This is a genomic window from Haloferax larsenii (assembly GCF_024730625.1).
Taxonomy (GTDB): Archaea; Halobacteriota; Halobacteria; order Halobacteriales; family Haloferacaceae; genus Haloferax; species Haloferax larsenii.
In genome coordinates this window covers 439,650-461,304 of record NZ_CP078063.1, presented here as the reverse complement: position 1 = coordinate 461,304, position 21,655 = coordinate 439,650, and the positions used below count along the sequence as shown (strand labels likewise).

Annotated in this window: 25 protein-coding genes; 13 read left to right on the top strand and 12 right to left on the bottom strand. The window is 61.0% G+C overall.

Translation table 11 applies throughout. The features are described 5' to 3' along the window. Nucleotides 1-19: 19 nt before the first annotated feature. A complete protein-coding gene (locus KU306_RS02440) occupies nucleotides 20-568 on the top strand; it encodes an NUDIX hydrolase (protein ID WP_007541896.1) in 549 nt (182 codons plus the stop codon). A gap of 82 nt (nucleotides 569-650) precedes the next feature. Beyond that, complete coding sequence (locus tag KU306_RS02435) at nucleotides 651-1,424, top strand: CPBP family intramembrane glutamic endopeptidase (protein ID WP_258302765.1); 774 nt, start codon at nucleotides 651-653, stop codon at nucleotides 1,422-1,424. A 16-nt stretch (nucleotides 1,425-1,440) separates the two neighbouring features. Here the strand turns inward: KU306_RS02435 and KU306_RS02430 are convergent, their stop codons facing one another. From KU306_RS02430 to KU306_RS02420, 3 genes are all read right to left on the bottom strand, one after another. Then, entirely contained in the window at nucleotides 1,441-1,920 is a 480-nt protein-coding gene (locus KU306_RS02430; protein ID WP_007541899.1) for a cupin domain-containing protein, read from the bottom strand. A 114-nt stretch (nucleotides 1,921-2,034) separates the two neighbouring features. After that, complete coding sequence (locus KU306_RS02425) at nucleotides 2,035-3,633, bottom strand: methyl-accepting chemotaxis protein (protein WP_258302764.1); 1,599 nt, start codon at nucleotides 3,631-3,633, stop codon at nucleotides 2,035-2,037. Between the two features lie 2 nt (nucleotides 3,634-3,635). Continuing rightward, a complete protein-coding gene (locus tag KU306_RS02420) occupies nucleotides 3,636-3,911 on the bottom strand; it encodes a hypothetical protein (protein ID WP_049918685.1) in 276 nt (91 codons plus the stop codon). A 208-nt stretch (nucleotides 3,912-4,119) separates the two neighbouring features. On the opposite strand from KU306_RS02420, the gene tgtA reads away from it, so the two are divergent. From tgtA to KU306_RS02405, 3 genes are all read left to right on the top strand, one after another. Beyond that, nucleotides 4,120-5,652 carry a tRNA guanosine(15) transglycosylase TgtA gene (gene tgtA / locus KU306_RS02415; RefSeq protein WP_258302763.1) on the top strand — a complete coding sequence of 511 codons (1,533 nt, stop codon included), beginning with the start codon at nucleotides 4,120-4,122 and terminating at the stop codon, nucleotides 5,650-5,652. Nucleotides 5,653-5,747: 95 nt separating this feature from the next. Continuing rightward, the gene (locus KU306_RS02410; protein ID WP_007541907.1) at nucleotides 5,748-6,023 is read left to right on the top strand and encodes an ArsR/SmtB family transcription factor; all 276 of its coding nucleotides are present in this window, start codon (nucleotides 5,748-5,750) and stop codon (nucleotides 6,021-6,023) included. 55 nt (nucleotides 6,024-6,078) lie between these two features. Further along, on the top strand, nucleotides 6,079-6,384 hold the full coding sequence (locus KU306_RS02405; RefSeq protein ID WP_007541909.1) for a DUF8036 family membrane protein: 306 nt from the start codon (nucleotides 6,079-6,081) through the stop codon (nucleotides 6,382-6,384). Between the two features lie 44 nt (nucleotides 6,385-6,428). Here KU306_RS02405 and epsC read toward each other — a convergent pair whose 3' ends face one another. Further along, nucleotides 6,429-7,331: a serine O-acetyltransferase EpsC gene (gene epsC / locus KU306_RS02400; protein WP_007541911.1), complete on the bottom strand. Its 903-nt coding sequence runs from the start codon at nucleotides 7,329-7,331 to the stop codon at nucleotides 6,429-6,431. Between the two features lie 230 nt (nucleotides 7,332-7,561). On the opposite strand from epsC, the gene KU306_RS02395 reads away from it, so the two are divergent. The 3 genes from KU306_RS02395 to KU306_RS02385 all read left to right on the top strand — a co-directional run bounded on the left by KU306_RS02395 (nucleotide 7,562) and on the right by KU306_RS02385 (nucleotide 11,091). Then, on the top strand, nucleotides 7,562-9,571 hold the full coding sequence (locus KU306_RS02395) for a DUF7282 domain-containing protein (RefSeq protein ID WP_258303416.1): 2,010 nt from the start codon (nucleotides 7,562-7,564) through the stop codon (nucleotides 9,569-9,571). 301 nt (nucleotides 9,572-9,872) lie between these two features. Next, the gene (locus KU306_RS02390; RefSeq protein WP_258302762.1) at nucleotides 9,873-10,802 is read left to right on the top strand and encodes a DUF7351 domain-containing protein; all 930 of its coding nucleotides are present in this window, start codon (nucleotides 9,873-9,875) and stop codon (nucleotides 10,800-10,802) included. Between the two features lie 76 nt (nucleotides 10,803-10,878). Next, entirely contained in the window at nucleotides 10,879-11,091 is a 213-nt protein-coding gene (locus tag KU306_RS02385) for a hypothetical protein (RefSeq protein WP_258302761.1), read from the top strand. A gap of 148 nt (nucleotides 11,092-11,239) precedes the next feature. Here the strand turns inward: KU306_RS02385 and KU306_RS02380 are convergent, their stop codons facing one another. The 3 genes from KU306_RS02380 to KU306_RS02370 all read right to left on the bottom strand — a co-directional run bounded on the left by KU306_RS02380 (nucleotide 11,240) and on the right by KU306_RS02370 (nucleotide 14,014). After that, the gene (locus KU306_RS02380) at nucleotides 11,240-12,025 is read right to left on the bottom strand and encodes a CPBP family intramembrane glutamic endopeptidase (RefSeq protein ID WP_258302760.1); all 786 of its coding nucleotides are present in this window, start codon (nucleotides 12,023-12,025) and stop codon (nucleotides 11,240-11,242) included. Nucleotides 12,026-12,178: 153 nt separating this feature from the next. Next, nucleotides 12,179-12,652: a pyridoxamine 5'-phosphate oxidase family protein gene (locus KU306_RS02375; protein ID WP_258302759.1), complete on the bottom strand. Its 474-nt coding sequence runs from the start codon at nucleotides 12,650-12,652 to the stop codon at nucleotides 12,179-12,181. 72 nt (nucleotides 12,653-12,724) lie between these two features. Further along, complete coding sequence (locus KU306_RS02370; protein ID WP_007541917.1) at nucleotides 12,725-14,014, bottom strand: outer membrane protein assembly factor BamB family protein; 1,290 nt, start codon at nucleotides 14,012-14,014, stop codon at nucleotides 12,725-12,727. A 90-nt stretch (nucleotides 14,015-14,104) separates the two neighbouring features. Between KU306_RS02370 and arcS the strand changes: the two genes are divergently transcribed. From arcS to KU306_RS02345, 5 genes are all read left to right on the top strand, one after another. Continuing rightward, nucleotides 14,105-15,862, top strand: coding sequence for an archaeosine synthase subunit alpha (gene arcS / locus KU306_RS02365; RefSeq protein WP_007541919.1), 1,758 nt, complete (start codon nucleotides 14,105-14,107; stop codon nucleotides 15,860-15,862). Nucleotides 15,863-16,159: 297 nt separating this feature from the next. Beyond that, entirely contained in the window at nucleotides 16,160-16,429 is a 270-nt protein-coding gene (locus tag KU306_RS02360; protein WP_007541921.1) for a DUF8103 family protein, read from the top strand. 142 nt (nucleotides 16,430-16,571) lie between these two features. Then, on the top strand, nucleotides 16,572-16,883 hold the full coding sequence (locus tag KU306_RS02355) for a helix-turn-helix domain-containing protein (protein ID WP_007541923.1): 312 nt from the start codon (nucleotides 16,572-16,574) through the stop codon (nucleotides 16,881-16,883). 307 nt (nucleotides 16,884-17,190) lie between these two features. Then, nucleotides 17,191-17,505, top strand: a complete 315-nt coding sequence (locus KU306_RS02350) for an ArsR family transcriptional regulator (RefSeq protein WP_258302758.1) — start codon at nucleotides 17,191-17,193, stop codon at nucleotides 17,503-17,505. Nucleotides 17,506-17,573: 68 nt separating this feature from the next. Further along, complete coding sequence (locus tag KU306_RS02345) at nucleotides 17,574-17,966, top strand: DUF7971 family protein (RefSeq protein WP_007541926.1); 393 nt, start codon at nucleotides 17,574-17,576, stop codon at nucleotides 17,964-17,966. A gap of 416 nt (nucleotides 17,967-18,382) precedes the next feature. On the opposite strand, the gene KU306_RS02340 is transcribed toward KU306_RS02345, so the two are convergent. The 5 genes from KU306_RS02340 to KU306_RS02320 all read right to left on the bottom strand — a co-directional run bounded on the left by KU306_RS02340 (nucleotide 18,383) and on the right by KU306_RS02320 (nucleotide 21,322). Then, on the bottom strand, nucleotides 18,383-18,688 hold the full coding sequence (locus tag KU306_RS02340; RefSeq protein WP_152417727.1) for a hypothetical protein: 306 nt from the start codon (nucleotides 18,686-18,688) through the stop codon (nucleotides 18,383-18,385). Nucleotides 18,689-18,782: 94 nt separating this feature from the next. Further along, the gene (locus tag KU306_RS02335) at nucleotides 18,783-18,989 is read right to left on the bottom strand and encodes a hypothetical protein (protein WP_007541930.1); all 207 of its coding nucleotides are present in this window, start codon (nucleotides 18,987-18,989) and stop codon (nucleotides 18,783-18,785) included. Between the two features lie 68 nt (nucleotides 18,990-19,057). Continuing rightward, a complete protein-coding gene (locus KU306_RS02330; RefSeq protein WP_258302757.1) occupies nucleotides 19,058-19,558 on the bottom strand; it encodes a metal-dependent hydrolase in 501 nt (166 codons plus the stop codon). After that, on the bottom strand, nucleotides 19,551-20,105 hold the full coding sequence (locus tag KU306_RS02325; RefSeq protein WP_258302756.1) for an OB-like fold-containing membrane protein: 555 nt from the start codon (nucleotides 20,103-20,105) through the stop codon (nucleotides 19,551-19,553). The genes KU306_RS02330 and KU306_RS02325 overlap by 8 nt, the downstream gene beginning before the upstream one ends. 155 nt (nucleotides 20,106-20,260) lie before the next feature. Next, a complete protein-coding gene (locus KU306_RS02320) occupies nucleotides 20,261-21,322 on the bottom strand; it encodes a tubulin/FtsZ family protein (RefSeq protein WP_258302755.1) in 1,062 nt (353 codons plus the stop codon). Nucleotides 21,323-21,655: the final 333 nt, after the last annotated feature.

Here is a 21,655-nt window from a genome sequence, read left to right as displayed (position 1 = left end):
GCCGTGGCCACGTCCCCCCATGGCAGACGACGACCTCGCGTGGGAGACGACCGACACGCGAATCGACTACACGTGTCCGGGGTTCGACATCCGGATGGACGACGTTCGGCTTCCCGACGGCACGGAGACCGATTTTCACTACGTCGACGAACCGCCCGCGGTGGTGATTCTTCCCTTCACCGCCGACGGCGACGTGGTCGTCATCGACGAGTGGCGGCAGGCGGTCGAGCGAACCAACCGGGGCCTCCCGGCCGGTGGAACCGAGGCGGGTGACGACGACTACGAGGCCGCCGCACACCGCGAACTCACCGAGGAGACGGGCTACGTCGCCGAAACGATGGAACCGCTCGTAACCGTCGAACCCGCCAACGGCATCGCCAACTCGGTGTTTCACTACTTCGTCGCCCGCGGGTGTGAAAAACAGGAAGCCCAACGACTCGATTTCAACGAGAGCATCCGTCCGACGACCGTGGCGTACGACGAGTTGCTGCAGTCGGTCAGAGACGGTGACGTTCGAGACGGACGGACCGCGCTCGGGGTCCTCCACTACGAGTTGACACAGGGGTAGTCGCGGCCGCGACGGTGGGAGTCGGGTGACTCGTCGCCCAATGCGGGAAGGATTTTCACGACAGGGGTCTTACCACTCGTTCGTGGTTACTACGACGCGCCTCTTCGATTCGGTTTGGTCCCTCGCTGCGGCGCTCACCGTCGGTGGCGGTGGGCTCCTCGTTGGGACGATACTTGTCATCGTGACGCAACTCACGATGGTCAGCGCTGGCATCGAACTGACTCCCTTCATGCTCATCGTGATGTCGCTCATCCTGTTGCAGGGCATCGCGTTCGGGGGCGTTGCGCTTCTCTACGCGCGCTTCCGCGGCTTCGGTATCGGCCACTTTGGCGTCCGAGTCCCCTCGCTCCGTGAGGTCGCCGCTATCGTGCTCGGGTACGTCCTCGCACTCGGTGCGGCCTTCACTGGTGCCTTCCTGATTCAGACGATTGGCGTCGAAGCCGGGTCGAATCAGGTCACCGAAATCGCCACGCAAGACCCCGAAGTCCTCCTCCTTCTCGTCCCGGCGTCGTTCCTCCTCATCGGTCCGGGCGAGGAACTGCTGTTCCGCGGCGTCGTCCAGAACCGTATCCGCGAGTCGTTCGGCCCCGTGTCGGGTATCGCCCTCGCGAGCGCCATCTTCGCCGCGATTCACTTCGTCGCGTTGACCGGCGGCGCGAGTGCCCGCCTCGTCACTATCGGCATCCTCTTTTTCCCGAGTCTCGTCTTCGGGACGGCCTACGAACTGACCGATAACCTCGTGGTGCCCGCGCTCATCCACGGCACGTACAACGCGACGCTGTTCACCATCGCCTACATCGCGTTCAAGGTGATGGAGATGAATCCCGACGCGATGCCCTCCGTGCTGTTCTTCTGAGTCTCGGAGTCCGAGGTTAGGGCTCTCCCGACTCGTATTCTGCATCGTCAGTGTCGAAAAAGCCGGAGTACGAACTGTCCTCGGTACTCCCCGGCGGCGACCCGACGTAGACGCCGACTTTGTCGATATCCGGGTGGAGCGTCACGTCCGGGTCGCACATCGTCGAGACGGCGAGATACCGAAGCGGTTCGTCGCCGTCGTTGACGACACAGTGTGCGCCGGATTCGTCGGCTGGACAGGGGACGTAGTCGCCGTCGCGGAGCGTGTACGTCTCGCCGCCGAGGCGGAGCGTGCCGGTCCCCGAGAGGACGTACAGCGCCTCTTCGTTGGCCGCGTGGTAGTGGTACGACCACGGCTGACTACCGGGTGGGAGTTCGTAGAGGCTACACCCGAGTTGGTCGCTCCCGGCCGCGTCGCCTAGTTGTTTCTGCTTGAACGTGCCTTCGACGCCCTCGTGTTCGACCCAGTCGAGGTCGGACTCGTTTCGGGGGTGCATACGGGGTGCCCCACGGCGTCGAGAAAAAGTGTTTGTGGGCTGTCGGAGCAGGGACCGTGTGGTCGCTGGCTGCGGGATTCCGGGTCAGTTCGGGTGCCCTCGCCCGAGGTCAGTTCAGTTGTTCAGCGTGACCTCTCCGTTAGCCGCCGAGCCGTCGTGTTCCGTCGTCGTGGACGTCGACTGTTGGCTGGTAGTGTCTCCCGACGCCGACTGCTGGCTGCTCACGTCGGTGCCAACTGACTGTTGACCGAGGGTGACGTCGGATGCCGAGTCGCTGGAGTCGAACTGGCCGACGAGCGACTGGAGTCTCTGTGCGCGCTCCGAGAGCGCTTCCGACGCGGATGCAATCTCCTGGGTCGTCGCCGTCTGCTCTTCGGCCGCCGCCGAGACGTTCTGCGCCTCGGAGGCCGTCTTGTCGCTGAGGTTCGTAATCTCGTCCATCGTCGTGACGACCTCTTGGGTCGACTGCGCCTGTTCGTCGGTGGCGCTGCTGATAGACTGGATGGCGTCGTTGCTCTCTTCGATTTTGCCGACGATTTCTTCGAGCACGTCGACGGTCTCGCCGACCGTCTCACGGCTGGATTCGACCTCGGCTCGGGTCTCGAAGGTGTCTTCGGCGACGTTTTCGGTGGACGTTTCGATGTCCTCGATGAGTGATTCGACTTCCTGGGTCGCGTCGGCGGTCTCTTCGGCGAGCGTCTTCACTTCGCTCGCGACGACGGCGAACCCTTCGCCCGCATCGCCAGCGCCCGCCGCCTCGATAGAGGCGTTGAGCGCGAGGATGCTCGTCTTCTCGGCGATATCGTCGATTAGCTCGACGACTTCGCTAATCTCCGTGACGGACTGCTGGAGGTCTTCGACTTCGGAGACGGTCTCGGCCGAACGCGACTCCAGTTGTTCCATCTTCTCGATGGTCGAACTGGCGGCTTGCCGGCTCTCTTTGGCGCGGTCGACGGTCCGCCGCGACTCGCGAGCAATCTCTTCGGAGGACGACGCAATCTCCTCGATGGTCGCAGAGAGGTTGCTCAGTTCGGATTCTGCGGCGTTGAGGTTCCGGTGTTGCGTCTCGTTGCTCGCGGAAATCTCTTCGATACTCTCGGCGACGTCGGCGCTGGTGACTTTCACCGCGTTCGCGCTCGCGGTGACGTCCGAACTCTCGTCGTCGACCTGCGCGGCGAACGTCTGTATCTGGGTGATGACCGAGTCGATGGAGTCCATCATCTCGTTGAAGCCCTCACCGATGCGCTGCATCGCGTCGTTTTGACTCTCCGCGTCGACGCGGACGGTGAGGTCGCCGGCTGCGGCGTTCTCCATCGCCTCACCGTACACCTCGGCCTGCTGTTCGAGGTCGGTCGTGAGCGCGTCGAGTTGCGAGCGCTGTTCTTCGGCTTCTTGGCTCTTTGCCTCCGCGTCGGCGACGAGTTCTTTCATGTCCTCGACGATAGCGAGCGTCGCGGTGCCGCCGATTGCGAACACGGCAACAGTCGCGGTCATAAGCGGCCCGGTCACGAGGTCAAACACCGCTGCGTAGATACCTGCTTTTTCGAGTGCGAGGCTGAACGTCCACATCACGCCCAGAATAGACCCGAACGAGAACGTGAGCCAGAATGGTGCTTCTGCGTCGCTGTCGCGGTAGTTGAGCCACCCCAGCGCTGCTGCACCGATGAAGCCGAGCATCCCGATGGCGTCGAAGATTGGAGCGATTCCGACCATCGTTATTCACCCGCCGTGATGACTTCTTTGCGACGGACGTACGCTGCTGCGAGGAACATGACGCCTGCTAAGCCGATTCCGACGCCGTGTTCGACGAGGTTCAACACTGGTTCGAGGGCGAACGTTTCGAGGTTCGTCGCCAGCATCCCGACGACGAGCAACACGTAGCCCGCGGTGAACAGTTTCGTCTCGCTCCTGTACTGCGTGACAACCGGTATGAGTCCCACTAGGGACACGACCAGCCCAGTTACTTCGAGTGGTGATAATTCAGCCAACATTCGTCAGAACACTCGGAAGGGAGTATTTTAAATTAGTCGTCCAATTATTCGATTTTGATAATGGTAATCGAGTAAAACAAAACATATGTTAACTTATCATTTCTAGTTGTCATCTATTGCCGGTTCCCAGTGGTATATATGTGGTCTCAGGTCGCCGCCTCTCGCACGCGAACGCAACCCTTACCGCCGCGCTCACGGAAGCACCTCCATGCGCGACCACTTCGAAATCCGCGACGGGGACCTCGCCGGCCGTATCGGCCGTCTGGAAGTCCCTCGCGCGGGGGTCACTGTCGAGACGCCGGCCCTTCTGCCGGTCGTCAACCCGAATATCGATACGATTCCGCCCGCAAAACTCGAATCCGAGTTCGGCGCGGAGATTCTCATCACCAACTCCTACATCATCAAGAAGAACGACCACCTCCGCGAGGAGGCGCTCGACGTCGGTCTTCACGACATGCTGGACTTCCACGGAGCCATCATGACCGACTCGGGGTCGTTCCAACTCGCCGAGTACGGTGAAATCGACACGACGACCGAGGAGATTCTGCAGTTCCAACACGACATCGGCACGGACATCGCGACGCCCGTGGACATCCCGACGCCCCCGGACGTCGACCGCGAGCAGGCCGAAGAGGAACTCGAAGTCACGAAACAGGCTATCGCCGACGCGGAAGCCACCGAGACGGGCGATATGCTTCTCAATGCCCCTGTTCAGGGGTCGACCTACCCGGACCTTCGCGAGGAAGCCGGCCGCCACGCCGCCGCCTCCGACCTCGACGTGTTCCCGGTCGGCGCAGTCGTTCCGATGATGAACGCCTACCGCTACGCCGACATGGTTGACGCCGTCGCGGCCGCCAAGCGCGGCCTCACCGTCGACGCTCCCGTCCACCTGTTCGGCGCGGGCCACCCGATGATGCTCGCACTCGCAGTCGCGCTCGGCTGTGACCTGTTCGACTCGGCGGCCTACGCGCTCTACGCCCGCGACGGGCGCTATCTCACGGTTCGCGGGACCGAACACCTCGAAGACCTCGAATACTTCCCGTGTACCTGTCCCATCTGTACGGAGTACTCCCCCGACGACCTGCGGGCGAAGGAGTCGAAACCACAGGAGAAACTCCTCGCCGAGCACAACCTGCACGTCACGTTCGCCGAACTCCGGCGCATCAAGCAAGCCATCCGCGACGGCGACCTGATGGAACTCGTCGAAGAGCGCGCTCGCTCGCACCCCGCGATGCTCGACGGCTACCGCGCGCTTCTGGACCACGTGGACCAACTCGAACGCGAGGACCCGGCCTCGAAAGGGGCGTTCTTCTACGCCTCCAACGAGAGTGCCCACCGCCCCGAGGTCGTGCGTCACCACGACCGACTGGACCGCCTGACCGCCGAGGGCGACGTGCTTCTCACCGAAGGCGGGACGCCGTCGAACGACGAGTACGATTCGGCCTGGCGGGTCGTCCCGCCGTTCGGTCCCTTCCCGCGGGCGCTCTCCGAGACCTACCCGCTTACGGCCGAAGTGCCAGACAGACTCGACCGCGACGCCTACGAGCAGGCCGCTCGCGGCGTCGCCCGACTGGCCGACGTGAATCCCGACGCGTCGCTCACGCTCGCCCACGACGACTGGCCCGCGTCGGCGCTCGAACTCGTCCCCGAGTCGGTGAACACGGAGTCGCTCGCGGCCGTTACCGAGCGACTGGCGAAGGAAGCGATGGCCGACGGAAGCACCCCCGACGCCGACGAGTAACCGGACACCCGTCGCCGCATGGTCGCGCCGCAGCGTCCCGGCGTCTTCGGAATCGGTCGATGGCCTTAGGTTCTCTCGACGTGTCACGAGAAACGATGGAGGCTGTCCTCTGGTACGTCCTTACCGGCACGCGCGGTGGTGAGAACCGCGTGCGTATCCTCCGTACTATCGATTCACAGCCGCAGAACGCGAACCAACTCGCCGAGGAACTCGACCTCGACTACAAGACCGTCAGACACCATCTCGACGTCCTCATGGACAACAACGTCGTCCAGCGCAGCGGCGACGACTACGGCGCGGTGTACCTCCCCTCGGGACGGTGCCGCGCGAACTGGGAAACGGTCGAGCAGATAATCGAGCAGGTGAACTGAATATGGAGAGATTTGGGAAAGTGTATATCTGGCTGACGGGGGAAGGAACGAACGAATGAGTATCTGGGTTGACGTCGCGCGGGTCGCCGCCGCGGTCAACGTCGTCGTGCTCCTCGCACTGTCGACGATTTGGGCGCGGAACTACGTGACCTTCCGGTCGAAGCACGCCCTCGGTCTCCTCGTCTTCGGGGTGTTCCTCCTCGCAGAGAACGCACTGGCGCTCTACATGTACATCCTCGACCCCAATCTGTCGGGATGGTTCAGTACGGAGGTCCCCGTCATCGTCTGGCGGCTTATGCTGCTGCTTCACGTCTTCGAGACGATTGGACTCGCGTTCCTCGCGTGGATTACGCTCGACTGACGGGAGACCGTGACGAGCGGTGACGCGGAGCGACGCGCCGAAATTCAGTCGTTCGACTTCCGCTCGTGGGTCGGGTGTTCCGAGATGAAGACGCTCGTGTGGTCCGGGATGTCCTCTGTGACCCACGAGTTCGCACCGATACTCACGTGGTCGCCGATGGTGACTGCACCCAGTACTTTCGTTCCGGCGCCGATGACGACGCTGTCGCCGATATCCGGGTGGCGCTTGTAGCCTTTCTTCAGCATGTGCTGGTCGTTTTCTTCTTCCTCGAAGTGTAGCGCCCCGAGCGTCACGTCCTGATAGATTCGCGCCCAGTCGCCGATAGTGACCGTCTCGCCGATGACGACGCCGGTTCCGTGGTCGATAAAGAAGTAGTCGCCAATCTCCGCGCCGGGGTGGATGTCGATACCGGACTCCATCTTCGCGTACTCGGTTAGTTCGCGGGCGTACTCCGGCGCGCCAGCCTCGTAGAGGACGTGTGCGACGCGCTGGACGATGATGGCCTGCATCCCGGGGTACGACCGGATTATCTCGACGTAACTCCGCGCCGCCGGGTCGCCTTTGTACGCCGCTTCGACGTCCTTTTTGAGGGTCGCGCGGAGGTCGGGAAGGCGGTCGAGGAGCGTCTCGACCATCTCTGCGGGGTCGCCTGCGCCGTCGGTCTCGGCGTCTTTCTCGCCCGACATCTCTTGGAGGTAGGGTGCGATACCGCGGTAGCAAAGCGATGCGAACTCTCCAATCGTGTCTTCGAGCGCGGACTCGTCTTCGACGAGGTCGCCGCCGTTCCACGCGCGGGGAAAGATGAGTCGCTTGAGCAGGTGGACGTCGTCGCGCATGTGGTCGCGTCGGGGAAACACGAGCGACGTATCGGTCGGGAAGGGGTCTGTGTCCGCGCGATAGGAGGCAAAGAGGGCGCGGTGGGCATCACCGGTGTAGGTGTAGGACATTTGTTGGTCTCACTAGAGCGCTCTCCCGTATTTATTATCGGGATAGTAGCTCGCTTAGTGAGCCATATAACACGCACAACGGTGACTGTTGCGGACGCTCCAGTTCCGTTCTACGGGTGGAAATCGCCGTACTGGGGCGACATCGGGGAGAGATTTGGGTGACAGTTCGGAAAATTACCTTTTACGTGTTCGCCCCCGATTCAGACATGCGACGCACACTCGCACTGTTGATGGCACTCGTCGTCGTCGCTGGGGGCGTCCCAGTGGCCACGGCGGCACAACAGGAGACTGCGACGGTCTCCTTCGAAGACCAAACGACCGCTGGAACGACCGTAACAGTCGACACTGTCACCCTGCCCGAAGGCGGGTTCGTGACGATTCACGCCGCGTCGCTCTCCGATGGTGAAGTCCTCGGGAGCGTCGTCGGCTCGTCGACCTATCTCGAAGCAGGCACACACGAGAACGTGACCGTCCGCCTCGACGAACCGATAGCCGAGTCGGGAACCTTCGTCGCTATGCCGCACAAGGATACGGACGGTGACCGCGTCTACTCGTTCGTCGCCGACAACGGCGAGACTGACGGCCCGTACACCGCCGACGGCGGGGCAGTCGTCGACGACGCGATGGTGAACGCCAGCGCGTCCGTCTCGATGTCCGACCAGCCGACGACCGGTGACACCGTCGTCGTCGACCGCGTCGAACTCTCCCAGGGTGGCTTCGTGACGATTCACGACGCGACCGTGACCGACGGCGAGGTCTTCGAGAGCATCCGTGGAACCTCTGAATACCTCGGTCCCGGTGTTCACGAGGACGTCCGTGTCGAACTGGACACGCCCGTGACCGAGAACACGACGCTCGTCCCGATGGCGCACCGCGACACCGACGGTGACGAGATGTACACCTTCCCGGAGACGGACGGCGAAACCGACGGCCCGTACACGGCTGACGGAAGCGCCGTCGTCGACACCGCGATGGCGATGCCCTCTGACACGGCCACCGTCGAGTACAGCGAGCAGGCTACCGGTGGCTACTCCATCGTCGTCGACTCCGCGTTCCTCCCCGAAGGCGGGTTCGTGACGATTCACGACGGCACCGTCACCGACGGCAAAGTCTTCGAGAGCATCCGCGGAACGTCGATGTACCTCGAACCCGGCCTGCACCGCGACGTGCGGGTTACGCTCGACTCGCCGCTGAACGAGACGACGACGGTCGTCCCGATGGCCCACCGCGACACCGACGGTGACGAGACGTACACCTTCCCCGAATCGGAAGGCGAGAACGACGGTCCCTACACCGCTGACGGTGGCGCAGTCATCGACAGCGGCAACGCGACCGTCTCCGCGAGCGTCTCGTACACTCCCGCGACCTCCAACGGCATGACCGTCACTGTCGACCGCGTCGAACTCTCTGAGGGAGGCTTCGTCGTCATCCACGACCCTGCACTCTCCGGCGGCGCGGTCTTCGACAGCGTCATCGGCGCTTCGGAGTACCTCCCCGCTGGCGTCCACGAGGACGTGACGGTGACGCTCGACGAACCGATGCGCTCCTCGCAAGTCCTCACGCCCATGGCGCACAAGGACACTGACGGCGACGAGATGTACACCTTCGACGAGTCTGAAGGCGAGGCCGACGGCCCCTACGTGGCGAACGGCGGCGCAGTCGTCGCCAGCGCGGACACCACGGTGAATGCAGTGGTGTCTGCGGCTGACCAGTCCGGCGACGGCACGACCGTGATGGTCGATTCCGTCACGCTCCACAACGGCGGCTTCGTGACGATTCACGACGCGACCGTGACCGACGGTGAGGTCTTCGAGAGCATCCGCGGGACCTCCGAGTACCTCGGCCCCGGGACGCACGAAAACGTCGAAATCACCCTCGACGAACCGCTCGAAGAATCTGGCACGCTCGTCCCGATGGCGCACCGCGACACCGACGGTGACGAGACCTACGACTTCCTGACGAGTGACGGCGCAGACGACGGCCCGTACGTGGCTGCCGGGAGTGCAGTCGTCGATACGGCCGCCTACACCGTCGAGGGCATGGAGACCGAGATGGACTCCGACGAAGAGATGGACTCCGACGAGGAGATGACCACGGAGACCATGGCGGACGACTCGACGACCGAATCGATGGGTGACTCGGAGATGGGTGACGACTCGTCCACCGACGTGCCCGGCTTCGGTATCGCCGTCGCGCTCGTGGCGCTCGTCGCCGCGGCGCTCCTGGCGCGTCGCCGCTAACCCCGCTGACGAAACCAACTCCCCATCGCCCGATTTTTCGTACGCCGCGCGGGCGGCCACCCGTCACCACCCACGCCCACTTCGGACGGCGACTCCCCTTCCAGTCCGGGCAGTAGGCCCTTCCAACCTCGGGGACTCACCCTCCCCGGGAGCCAACGCCCCTCCCCGCGCGGCACCAGCCCCGTTTGGGGCTTTTTGTTTTGTTGAAACGAGTAGCGTCTGGTTCTCCAACAGACCGCTCTGAATCCAGCGATACACTGCTACAGGATGTTTATGTTCCGGACACCCTTTGAGACGGGCAATGGCCGAGGAACATCGCTCCGAAATGCTCGATCATATCGGTGGGTTCGAATCAATCTCCATTGAGGAGGCCACCTCGATTCTCGGCGAACAAACCCGGATGGAGATAATAGTCGAACTCGGAAAGGCCTGGGACGAGAGCCGTCATCAACAACAAAAACTCCGTTTCACAGAGCTGATGGAGGCGGTTGGCTTGACCGACAGCGGACAGTTCAACTACCACCTCGACAAACTGGTCGGCTCGTTCGTTGCCAAGTCGGACGACGGCTACTGGCTTCCCAACCCTGGAATGCAATTATACCGGCTGATCGTCTCAGGGACGTTCACAGAACGAGAGGTACGCAAGCACATCGATGTCGACGACTGCCCCTCGTGTGGTGGAACGGTCCAAGCAACGTATCGCAACGACAACGCTCTGGTGTTCTCCTGTAGCGGTTGTACCACGGGATATGCAGTGATTCCGTTCTCCCCTCGCGGGTTCACTGACCGAACCGACGATGACGCTCTCCAGGCCGCCTTTCGGTCGTTCTATAGCGAGCTCCGACTCGCGAGACAGGGCATCTGCCCGGCCTGTGACGGTCCTGTGGAGACCAAACTCGTCGACGACCTGAACGACCGTCTCGATTCACTGTCTGTCGGTGGCGTAATCAGTAGCCTGAGATGTACTGTCTGCAATAACTACTACTACTCGGACCTGTCTTCTGTTGCCCTGACGACGGACGAGGTACGGCAGTTCTTGATCGATGGTGGACTCGAGCCGCCGCTCGTTCGAGAGTGGCACGACGTGACGGTCGCAGCCGACGAATCGGTGACTGTAGTGCAAACAGACCCGCTTCGGGTCGAAATCACGTTCGCTGTGGAAGACGAGAGGATAGACCTGACGTTCGATAGCGATCACCAAGTCCTCAGTTCGACCCGGTCTGTCGAGTGAAGCTCGCTTCTGAAAATTCGTTCACAGAATACTCATTCAGATAGCACTTTTCAGGTCAGCCACGGTATCTGTGTGTATGTCAAGTACTATTTCAGATGGCGGCTCCGCCGAAACTGACGAGCAGAACCGATTAGATCCCACATTCATGGGAATCGGGATGTTCCTCGGTTCAGCACTCGGATTAGCAGCCGGGTTGACCATCGACATGCCAGCTCTCGGGGTTGGAGCCGGTATGATGCTGGGGATGTCGAGCGGAATTATGTTCGGGTTCTTGAAGGGAGACGAGTAAGCTTCGCCACGAGAGGAAGCGCCTCCAACCGATTTCGCCCTCCCGTGCCGGGTTTTGTTGCGGTGGGCTTCGTCGAGTTACCATTCAGCGGCAGCGACGAGGATATCTGCCAGACACTCAGCTTAGACATTGGCTTCCGTGTAGAGGGTCAGAACACGGGAAATTCCGCGGCGAGTGAGACCTGTTGGACACCGATAGCGACGAAGATGGTGAGGAGATTGTATCCTGCGTGAATCGCTATCGGGACTGCCAGGTTTTGGGTTCGAGCGTACGCCACACCGAGAACGGTGGAGAGCACCGCGAGTACGAGAACAACGACAACCGCTGCCATCAGACTGCTAGCCGTGAGGAGGATACCGAGACCGTGGACCGGGACGAAGAGTATCGTCGCGACGGCGATGCCGACCGCTGGGCTCGCAATATCCGCGACGTACTGTTGCACGACGCCACGGAAGAAGAGCTCCTCCACGGGTGGGGCGAGGAGTACGGTTGCCCCCAACAGAATGGCGACCGCCGTCGCACTCATCTCTCCGGGCGTCGAGAGCGTGCCAGCGACACCGACGTATCCCTGACGGACTGCGAGCTGTCGGAGCGCTTCAATGGTTAGGACTGTGGCGAGCGCAGGACTGACGAGTCGAAGTTCACTACGCGTCGGTTTGCGAATCTCGACGAACTGCCACCCCGTGACACCGCCGAGAAATCCCAGCGCGACGACGGCGAACCCCGACTGCGTAGTTACGAGGTCGAGCACGCTGACGAAGTCGGCTGGCAGGCCACCGGTGGCTGCCGCGACACCGAACCCGAGAGCGACGGCGAAGGCGAGCCCCAAAACGACACTCCCCGTGACGAGGGCTATCGAAACCCCGATACGCTTCGCTATTGCACTTGGTCTCCTATCCTCAGTTGCGCTTGGCACTGCTGACGTATTTGCCATCACGAGAACTGCACCGTGTCTCTCAAAAAGTGTTATCTGAACGACTGTTCTGTGAACGGGTTTTCAGAAGCCAGCTTCACCTCGTGAACGATGTTTCAGAGGGCTCTTGACGATGTCTCTGCTCAGCTATCCAGCCCAGTCGACGAGGTATATTCAGTGTCTCGACATCTCCGACGACTGCATCCGACTCGCGTAGTCCCACGTGTGCAGCTTACTGGGTCGAATCCGAATCGTCACCTCGTCGCGCTCGGGTGAGAGCAATCGCTTCGTCAGCGATGTTTCCTCGTCGCCGAGGTAGCGGCCGATAAGTCGCCGAAGCACCGTCTTCTCCGGGTCGGGTTCGACGGTGGCGGTCCCACGTCCTCGCACGCCGCGGTACGGTGGGTCGTTCGTCGATACCTCGAAGGCGACGTCATCGTGGGCACGGAGGAATCTGACCACGTCGGCGTCGGCCGAGGTTGCACACCGCAGTTCGGTGTTCTCGATGTCCCACTCGTACCACAGCGACAGCATCCAAGGGTCGCCTGCGGGGGTTCGACACGAAAGCCGAAGCGGAATCGTCGTCTGCGTGAGGAACTGGTCGGCGCGCTCGCGCGACCACGGGCCGGAGGGGTCGAGGGAGACCATAGTGAGTATTCGCGCCCCAGCGGCTAAGGTACGGTGGCTGTCAGTCTGTTAGGCCGGGCACGCACGTTCGAGTTATCGGAGGCCGACGAATCCATCTCTCGTCCGCAGGACAACTGTGCCGTTGGATAGTATCGGACCGGATTCGGGTACGGAAGGAAGGGCTATCCGTTTGTCGATGTCTCCGGTCTCAGCGTCGATGATGGCGAGTCTGTGTTGCTGGTCGTCTTCCGCCGCGTAGTCGCAGACGTAGAGCTTCCCATCACACAGTGTCGCCGCCGTCTGTCCACTCGCAGCAGGATGGAGGTCACGAAACCCGAGTGACCAGTCGATAGTTCCGTCGTCAGCGTGAAGGGCGGTGAGTCCTCTTCTGAACTGCGTCAGATACACGTGAGTTTCGTCGACGGCGGCGATTCGGACGCTCCTGCTGTCGCCCTGTTCGTTGACCCACCGTGGGTCACGCTTTTCTTCGAGGTCGTAAACGGCCACCCGACCGTGGGCAGATGTGTAAAGCATCTCGTCGTAGATGACCGGAGCGGCGGACATCGTCCGGGACAACCCGGACCAGTGGGTCGAATCGGTCCAGTCGGTCTCCCACCGATACTCACCGGTTCGCGTATCGAAGACGGTGAATCCGTCTGACTTCGGGTAGACCAGCGTGTGGGCCGTTGCAGCTGGGGGGACCAGATTGAGTGTTTTCCCCCCAAACCGTGTTTTCCATTCGACTCTCCCATCCGGCGTGAACCCGTACGCCATCGAGGTCGAATGACTCGTCGGTGTTGCTACGTGGACCAGACCTCCCGCAACGAGGGGTTGGAGCGGCGGCTCGATTGACATACCCTCGTTCCACGACCACAATCTCTCGCCGTCGCTGAGACTCCACGCATCCAACTGCATCCCGTCTGTTCCGTCGTAGTGGCTGAATAGTCGGCTGCTTGTGACGACTACGGCGTGCTGTAGACCGGCTTTGGAGATGCGTTGGGAGGACGCTCCATCCCGGGTGGTGAGGAAATCGAATTGGACGCCATCCGGGGTGACGGTAGATTCACTGGCGATTACGAGGCCGTTCGTAGTTACTGGCTCTGGTAAATCCGGGACGTATCCCTGTTTGAGCGGCATGGACGTAGTCCAGACGACATCGAGTACATCGTGGTCGTCGGGTGCGTTCGATTTCGGCGGGTGTCGATTGTTCGTCGCGTCGTAGTTCGGGTGGCTCCAGTCTGATGGCGTGATGACCAGCGGTGCGGCTTCGGCGTTCCTACCGAAGTTGTCGCGGACGACGTAGCCACCGACAGTACCGAGGGAAAGACCACCTCCGAGTAGCGAGAGGGCGCGGCGACGTGAGAGCGAGGAGGGCGTACGCATTACAAAAAACGTCGGATTATCGACGTGAATAGTCTGTGATTCGCGCCCGCGGAAGGCAAGTTAATTGCCTGTCGGGGGCCGAAAGCGGGTATGACCGACTACTTCGAGGTTCACGCGCGCGACGGCGCTGCCCGAGTCGGGGAGCTTCGGCTCTCTGACCCGGTGACGACGCCGGCGCTCGTGGACGACGTTCTCTCGGACGCCGGGAGCCTCTGGGCTGCCGAGCGCGACATGCCCGAGGGGTCCGACGACGTGCTGACCGTCTTGCCGCACCGGTCGCTTCCCGCGGGAAGCGCAGACGAGATTAAAGAGTCGTTCTCGGTCGAGTACCCCGACGTCGACTTCCCGTCGGCGGCGACCGTCACCGCCGATACGGCCGACGATTACGGTGCCGACGCCTACATCCTCTCGGATGCACAGGGTTTCATCGGCCACGCGCGGGCCTTCCGCGACACCATCGTCGAAGCGAAGTCGAACCTTCCGGCCGACACGGCGCTCATGCTCTCGGGCGTCGCCACGCCGCGGAACGTCGCGGTCCTCGCGTACGCCGGTGTGGACCTGTTCGACGAGACGCTCGCGCGGTCCCGCGGTCTCGAAGGCTTCTATCTCACGACCGACGGCGAGTACTTCCTCGAAGACCTCGACGAGTTGCCGTGTGCCTGTGCGGCGTGTCAGAAGGAAGCCTCGGAGTTTACCCGCGCGGACGCCGCCGACCACAACGTCAACGCGCTTCGAGCAGAGCTTTCGAGAGTTCGGCGTCGCATTCGCGATGGGCGACTCCGTGACTATGTCGAGGGACAGGCCCGCCACGAGCAGTGGCTGACCGCCGCGTTCCGGCGGTTCGACCAGCAGTACTCCTATATGGAAGAACGGACGCCCGTCGTTCGGGATTCGGAACTCGCCGCCGCGTCTGAGGAGTCCATCGACCGCGTGGAGATTCAGCGCTTCGCCGACCGCGTGACTACCCGGTACAAAAACCGCTTCGACAACCCGCTCGTGTTGCTTCCGTGCTCGGCGAAAAAGCCATACAGCGAGTCACAGAGCCACCGACAGTTCCACGAGGCGGTCCAGTACCGGGCCCACATGGTGTCGATGACGTCGCCCATCGGCGTCGTCCCGCAGGAATTGGAGTTGACGTATCCGGCCCAGCACTACGACTCGGTCGTCACCGGCGACTGGTCCGAAGACGAAAAGACGTTCGTGGCCGAGGTACTGCGGCGGTATCTGAAGCGCAACGACTACTCGCGCATCATCGCACACGTGCCTCCGGGTGCGTACACCGAAATCGTCGAGCGCGTCGAGTCCGACCTCGGCCTCGACGTGGAGTACACCGTCTCCGAACATCCGACGACGACTGAATCCATCGGCAACCTCATGCGGACGCTCGACGGCGAGCCGAAGTTCTCGCGCGCGGAGCGCGAGCACAACGTCGTGAAGGCGCTCGCCGACTACCAACTCGGTGCGGGTGCTGGCGACGAACTCTTCTCGGACGTCGAGTTAGCGATGACGAGTCGCTACCCGAAACTGCAGGTCTGGAACGACGCGGGCGAGCAGTTGGCGACGATGGTCCCGCAGTACGGCGTGCTCTCCTTTACGCTCGAAGGCGCGAAGGTGTGGCGCGACAGCGACGCACCGACCAAAACGGTCGAAATCGACGGATTCGTTCCTCACGGGTCGGTCCTCGCTCCCGGTGTCGTCGATGCGGATTCGGATATCCGCCCGGGCGACGAAGTGGTCGTCGAGGGGCCGCGCGCGTTCGCCGTCGGCCGCGCGGAGATGAGCGGCCCCGAGATGGTGTCGTCGACTCGGGGTATCGGCGTCGAAATTCGGCACGTCGAAGAGCGGTAAGAAGAAGCGTACACACTAGACCCCACTTCTGGACGTTAGTGTCGAACCGTCGTTTTTCCCACAGTCTCACCCGCGTTTTTTCACTCCCCGCGCTGTCTTTCACGGATAGTCGTTTGTCTCTTCGACTCGGTTACGTTATCAAATATGAAATCAAAATCAGCCGGTGATGTAATTTTCTAAATGCCCGTATAATCGGGTCTAAATGGTTCGTTTACCGGGTTTTGTGAACACGACATTGCGGCGTGATTATCAGAATATCCAATATTTAAATACTATAGCGGGGCAACACCTTGTGTGATGTCAGGCGGAACAGAGGGGCACGAGGGACTGATAGACGAACTACCGGACGACGGTGCAATCGACTGGACGATTATTCGGTCGTTGCTTTCGGCGAGCGACTCCACGTCGAGCGCGTTGGAGTCTCATCTGATGCAGACGCACTACTACGGCGACGATACCATCTCCACGGCGGCAACCCGGCAATATCTCGACGCGGCGATTTCGAAGCACGAGCGCATCCTCGAAGACCTTCGACTCGCCCGGGACGCGCTCGACGAGCGAAACTGACGCGTCGGACCGTCTCGGTGGGAACCGGACTCACTGCTCTTTCCGGCAAACCGCCGTTCTAACGGGACTCTTACTGACAGATTCGCTCTTGTAGGATTCCTATATGGGTTGCTTATTTAACGAAGGATGTTGACCTTCGCCCATGAAGTTGGCCGTTCCAACCGACTTCGATATACTGGAGGCACTCTCCGATGGGAGGCGGAACACCGCCGTCAATCTCTCGTATATCTTGGACAGGAACCGCTCGTACATCAACACCAGACTGCCGATACTCGCAGACTACGGTCTGTTAGACAGAGTCGGCCCCGCGCCGAACTCCGGGCTGTACGAAATAACCGACAAAGGACGGGTCGTGGCCGGGCACCGCGACCAGTACCGAACGGAGGGTGTCGATTTCGACGACCTCGTCGAATCCAAACTCCGGGCACGGTCGAACGGAACCACCGACGAATAGACAACCAACCACGCGCCTTACCGGAGGCTGGAACGGCCTTCGGAGGCACCCCGGCGCGTCTCAATTCTTCTCCGAATCCTTCTTTCGACCCCCGCCGACGGTCCTGTCTCTAGCCGTGACTGTTCGCCTTCGTTCACCTCAATTCCAGTTTCGTTTGGGTGTCTCGGCCGCGTGTGGAGGTGTGCGTTACACTGGACCGTCACTGCGCAGTCAGGCGGTCAGAGGGATACTGAAGGAGCCACACTTTTCTACTGGTGGTATGTACCTACAGGCGATTGTTCAGTAATCGCGCATCTCCCACTGCACTATGAAACTCGTCGAACCCACCGATTTCGCCATCCTCGAGTACCTCGCCTCGCACGGTCGAAACAACGCCGTCAACATTGGCGTCGCGCTCGGCCAGAAGCGTGCGTACATGAACACGCGACTCCGCGTACTCGACGACTTCGGCTGTGTGCGTCGCGTCGGCCCCGCAGAGAACTCCGGCCTATACGAAATCACGGCGAAAGGGCATGCAGCGCTCGCCTACCGCGACCGCCAACACGACCCCGACGTAGATTTCGAAGAGTTGGTTTCGTCGGCAGCGCAGTCTGACGACGAGTCCTCGTACGACAGAGTGTAAGCGAGTAGTGGTGTCGGCAGCACGACGGTGGCGTCGCCTTTTTGGCATCTGCTCACGCACCGCAACCCATGGACGTAGAAGAGCTGTCACTCGGTGTCCCGAAGCCGATTCTCGACTCGCTTCCAGACCCGGATGGCGATGCCGCACAGGATATGCAGCAGGCAGTCCGGGGTCTCGAAACGCGACTCAACCGAGCGATTACCGAGGCCGACACCGAATCCGAGGCTGCCGCGTACGTCGTCGACGCCATCGAGCGACTGGAAGACCACTACGAGAAGTACGACGAGTTCGTTCCCGAACTCCGAGCGTGGGGCCAGTCGCCGATTTACGCGATTGCCTGGCGAAATCTGCAGGGCGACCTGATTTTGCAACTGCAGGAGTACGACTGGTTGGCTCCCCACATCGACCGCGAGCGAAACCTTCGGCTGGTCGAGGACGGAATCCGATTCGGGAAGCGGTAGCGCTCTCTGCTGTGGGCCGTTTCTGGTTTGGGTTGATAGATTCTCTGCTGTTGTATTGTCTAGTACAAACAATAGTGCAGCTAGTGAATTTTGAGCCGATTTTGGCCATATAGTGGCAATGTTGGCCTTTGTAATCGAGATACCTGTTTTATTATAGCGATTTTGGGTTATTTACTGGAATAAGATGTCGGGTTATAATTTATATTTGGGGGTTCTGTTTGCTCGGAGTTAATTTGTATAATATGGGGTCAAAAAAGCCCAATTCGGCTTATTTATTCACTTAGGAGATTTTGAACTCCTCAACAATAGTTGTGGTTTAGAACAATACTGGTGTCGCTGACGACAGCCTAGCAACGACCAGATTACGACTCTGAACCACAGTGGTATAACAAACGTATGGGTGTTTTACTAAGTACTCAGTGCTGCTCGCTCGCTCCTCGGAGGCCATACCAACCGAAGTACGCGACGCAAACTGCGGCCACAGACGAGACGATGCGGACTTGGTCCGGCGACCAGAGGAGAATCCCGAGGACGACCCAGAATGCGACGAGCACAGCCGCCTGTGTCGCTTCATCGTTCCGCCACGTGGTGTAGGCCGTGACGATACCCGCAACGCCTGGGAGGCCCACTGCGGGGTTTTCGAGGGCGATGAAACTGTAGAGGACCAGCCCACCCGACAGGCTCGCGGCAAGCATCCGTTTGAGGTGTGATGAGATTAGCATCGATGTCCTGGACTCACCGTTCGTCGAAGCGTGGCGAGAGGCGTCGCTGGGTGGGAGGGCTGACGCCGAAGACGATTCGTAGCCACCACTGCTGTTAGGACGAGACAATTTCGAATCGACCCATCGAGAGGGCGAGGGCGATTTCAGACCGGGGATAGACGAACGTCGTTCCATCTGCTCGCTTTGTCCGGACGACCTCTTCGGTCAGTTCCGTCACGACGTGTTCCTCACGGAGCGTCGCGTGCCGAATTGTCGACCCCTCTGAAACCACGTGCGGGGGGACCTCAATCTCGCTTGCCATTACCCCAATCTTTCTCGGACGTCGTCAAATATGCTCTGATATGTCAATTATATATTATTCTATAGCCGTCAGGGTTCGGCTGTCGATTGGCGGTACTTCGTGACGACTGCGACGAGGAGTGCAACCGCGCCTAACAGGACCACCGGTTCGACGTCGGTACTGAGGTACAGCCCCGGTGTCGGGGGGTGAAGGCGCGTGAATGGCCACAGCATCGGTTCCGCTTGTCCGGTTGGCTTTTTTAACAGCGCGTCGGCCAAGAGGTGGGACCCTGCGCCGAGAGATAAGAGGAGGAAGACTCGTCGGCGAACCCTGGTGTGGACGATTAACACACCAATAAGGATCGAGCAGATCACTCCACCAATGGTGTGGAGGGCAAACCAGTCGAACGGTATGCCGAGTGTGAGTTCGACACGACTGTTGGGGAAAACCAGGTAGGCTTTCGTCAAATCTGGAATGAACGCCCCTGCCATCGAGACTGTTACGTAGGAACTGGTGAGCCACTCGTAGCGCCAGGAGGCAACTGTGGCGAGACTGTACGCGAGGAAGACATGCGCCAGTAAGTCAGGCATCGTTGCCCTCCGTCTGCTGTTCCTGGTGGTCGGATGACTTGTTGTACCTAAACAGGCTTCCCCACGGTAGTCTGTGTTTCCGTGGTTCAAGCGACCAGGACTGAGGGTCGATTCGCCATGTCCGAACGAGTCTAACGAGTACCCATACACCGGCAGCGAACGAGACAGTGTACATGTATGTGAAATTTGTTGCCGGGATGACGTACATATTGAGCACCCGGAGCGTGTGGTTCGGTTCGACGACTCCGAAGACTGCGACCGAATCTCCGAGGTGCACCTCCGTGTCCGTATCCGACAGTCTCAGGCGGATGACCTTACCATCGTCAAACGTGTTTTCGACGACGGTCGGATTCGTTTTGACGACCGTCCCCCAGAAGTTCGCTTTCTCACCAACCCAAGCACCATAGTTCGCTCCCAGATGCTCGTCCTCCGGATAGGCACCGACCTCTGGGTTGGGTGAGAGCGTACCGAATGCGACCATAAGTGCGAAGAGACAGCCCAGTAGGACGAGGAGTCCCGCGAGCCGCCGCATCGGTGTGTCTTTCATTGGAGAGGAGTACTCGGTGGGGGGAAGAAGAAACCTTCTGTCGGGAGCAAACGAGAGCGCCCAGCGCACTGTGGATTTGCGTGAGGTCGCCTGTGTTAGGAGGTCTCTTGCCTGCCGCAGCAGTGCGTGAGAAAGCCCTCTCGTGGCGACAGTGGTTAGTCGCTCGTCTGTTCGTTACCCTCAGCGGCCGCCCGCAACGCCTCGATTCGCTCGGCGGGTGAGACGCCAGCGAGGAGCACCAGCACGCCGATTTGGTTTGCAGACGGTCGTGGGTAGTCGCCACCGCGAATCTCCAAGCACTGCGTCTCGTCTTCGACCCAGCTTCGGCTCTGCTCGATTGCACTTCGATTGAGCCACGCTGGCGGCCCGCTCACGACGACGAGACCACGCGACGTCGAGTCCACCGCACACGGGAACGTCAGCTGGCCGAGGAGGGCTTCCCGCGTGTGTGTCGTGATTCGATTTTGGGCGTCGAGGTCGTCGACCGACTCGGGTTCGTCGGCTCCGATGAGTCGCTTGACCGTCTGTGTGAGCCCGCCGGTGTCCCTCTCTGGGAGTTCGCTCGTCGCGTAGCCGAGTGTTGCGACACCACCTCCGCGGAGGGTGTTGATAATCTCGGATGCGTCGACGACGCTTTCGGCGATGCCGTCGCCTCCCTCACCGGCGGTACAGAGCGTTCCAAAGCGTCGCGTGACCGCTGTGACTGCTGCCTCGGTCGACCCGGCGGTCTCCGCGTCGGCACCGATGACGTGGTCGGTGGCCGCGACGAACTTCCGAAGTGTGCGGAGCGCGGTTTCGACACGGTGTGTCTTCTCTAACTCGGGGAGGACGCCGATACCGTAGACGGGCTGGTCGTGGACGCGTTTGAGATGCTTTGCGAGCACTGGTGCAGCGCCACTCGTCACCTCGCCCAACCCCGCACAGATGATGAATGCATCCGCCCGGGAGACGGGCGCGTCGTCGGTCCCGCGGAGCAACTGGCGGTGGTCCTCTTCGGCGAGTTCGGCTGCCTGTGCTGCGTCGGTGGCGGTGTCGCCAGCGCCGAACACGAGTTGCTTCGACTGCGGGATGGTGTCCAGCGACTGGAAGTCGGCTCTGGTCGTGCTGCAGGCGACTCCATCGACGATGAAGTCTGCGGGGGCGTCTCGCTCGAATTCGGTGAGTGTCTCGACTAATTCACTCCCACACTCCCCGACGCCGAAACAGAATACCTTCATTTCTCTTGGCTATGATATCGTGGCGTCTGAATCTTCTGGTCGCCTGCGTGAAGTGGCGTCGGCGCGTACAGCGGGGGTAGGCCTTCGAGTGTAAACCCCGGTGTATGCGTTCGTTCGTGTCTGTGGCCCGGGGTTTGAATCTCAGTGTCGTGGGTTAGGTGTGTTTCGGGTTGTCATGGTGTGTCTTGTGGGAGAGTACATTTCGTGTGCTTTTCGGTAGGTGTCTGCGCCCGTTCTGTGAAGCATACGAAATGTACTCTTACATTGTACAGTCTAGTAGGATTGTGCCTACAACCGACCCGTCAGTTCGGCCGATGATTAGGCTGTGGCGGT